Raw genomic sequence first — 265 nt, 5'->3', positions numbered from 1 at the left:
GCTGCAGAAGACGCCGTTCAGCTTTGACGTATCGGTGTGGGAGTTCTTCTGGCCGCTGATGGTGGGCGCGCGGCTGGTGGTGGCCGCGCCGGGCGCGCATCGCGACCCGCAGCGACTGGGCGCGCTGATCCGGGAGCAGGACGTGACCACGCTGCACTTTGTGCCGTCGATGCTGCAGGCATTCCTGGCCGATGGGGCGGGGCGCGGTTGCGGTTCCATCCGTCAGGTGCTGTGCAGCGGCGAGGCGCTACCCGCGCAGGCGCAG

At 70.2% G+C, this 265-nt stretch carries 1 protein-coding gene; it reads left to right on the top strand.

Going from position 1 to position 265, the window contains the following annotated elements; translation table 11 throughout:
- Positions 1 to 265: AMP-binding protein (locus tag ASE30_RS15855; RefSeq protein WP_156407680.1), on the top strand; the 265-nt coding region annotated here is incomplete at both ends.

This window comes from Achromobacter sp. Root83, from assembly GCF_001428845.1.
GTDB lineage: Bacteria > Pseudomonadota > Gammaproteobacteria > Burkholderiales > Burkholderiaceae_B > Achromobacter.
Note: the sequence above shows the minus strand (reverse complement) of the source record. Positions and strands in the feature narration are given on the sequence as shown.